We start from the raw sequence: 1,268 nt of genomic DNA, 5'->3' as shown, positions 1-1,268 counted from the left end.
CGCTGCAGGCCGATGCACCACCGGTAGGTGACGTAGTACACGATTGCGGGCAGCACGACCATGCCGATGCGCCCGATCCAGGTGGTCGCATTCAGCGAGACGTCGAATTTGTACGCGATGATGTCGTTCATCGCGCTGAACGTGAGCACGATGTAGAACGCAATCGCCATGGCGCCGATGCCGGTGCGCACCGGGACGTCGCGGGGCCTTTGCAGCAGGTTGTGGTGAGCATCGTCGCCGGTGACCTTCTTCTCGATCCACGGGTAGATGATCAGCAGCATGAACACCAGGCCCATCAGCACCGCGACCGCAACGGCGGCCGGTACCGTGTGGTTGCCGATGTAGAGCTCCCAGGCCGGCCACAAACGGATCAGCCCGTCCGTCCACATCAAATAGAAGTCCGGCTGGCTGCCGGCCGACACCTGGGCAGGCTTGTATGGGCCCAGATTCCAGATGGGGTTTATCTGCAGCAATCCCCCCATCAGGCCGAGAATTCCGACGACCATCGCGAAGAACGCCCCGGACTTGACCGCGAACACCGGCATCACCCGCACGCCGACCACGTTGCTCTCGGTCCGGCCAGGGCCGGGAAACTGTGTGTGCTTCTGAAACCACACCAGGGCAAGGTGAATTCCGATGAGCGCCAGCATGATTCCGGGAAAGATCAGAATATGAAGTGCGTACAGACGCGGCAACAGGATTCCGTCCTGGCTGCACTGGTATCCGACACCGCCACAAGGAAAGTCGCCGCCGAACAGCGCCCAGTGCAGCCAGGTGCCGACCACCGGGATGCCGAGTGTGATGGAGGACAGGGCCGCGCGAATGCCCGTCCCGGACAGCAGATCGTCGGGCAGTGAGTAGCCGAAGAAGCCCTCGAATATGGCCAGGATCAACAGCAGCGAGCCGATCACCCAGTTCGCTTCGCGGGGCCGCCGAAAAGCGCCGGTGAAGAAGATGCGGGCCAGGTGCACCATGATCGCCGCGGCGAACAACAGTGCCGCCCAGTGGTGGACCTGCCGGACGAACAACCCGCCGCGCACCTCGAAGCTGATGTCCAACGTGGACGCGTAGGCCTTCGACATCTCGATGCCGCGCAGCGGTTGATAGACACCCTCATACGTGACTTCGGCCATCGATGGGTCGTAGAACAAGCTGAGGTAGATGCCGGTGAGGATCAGAACGATGAAGCTGTACAACGCGATCTCGCCGAGCAGGAACGACCAGTGGGTCGGGAACACCTTGTTGAGTTGCCGACGCACCGCCGCTGA

General features: G+C 62.1%; 1 protein-coding gene. It reads right to left on the bottom strand.

Translation table 11 applies throughout. The annotated features are described in order from the left end of the window. A partial coding sequence (locus M1248_RS33245) for a cytochrome bc complex cytochrome b subunit (protein WP_317150937.1) occupies positions 1 to 1,268 on the bottom strand: 1,268 nt, incomplete at both ends.

It is taken from the genome of Mycobacterium sp. 29Ha (genome assembly GCF_032883055.1).
Lineage (GTDB): Bacteria > Actinomycetota > Actinomycetes > Mycobacteriales > Mycobacteriaceae > Mycobacterium > Mycobacterium gallinarum.
Note: the sequence above shows the minus strand (reverse complement) of the source record. Positions and strands in the feature narration are given on the sequence as shown.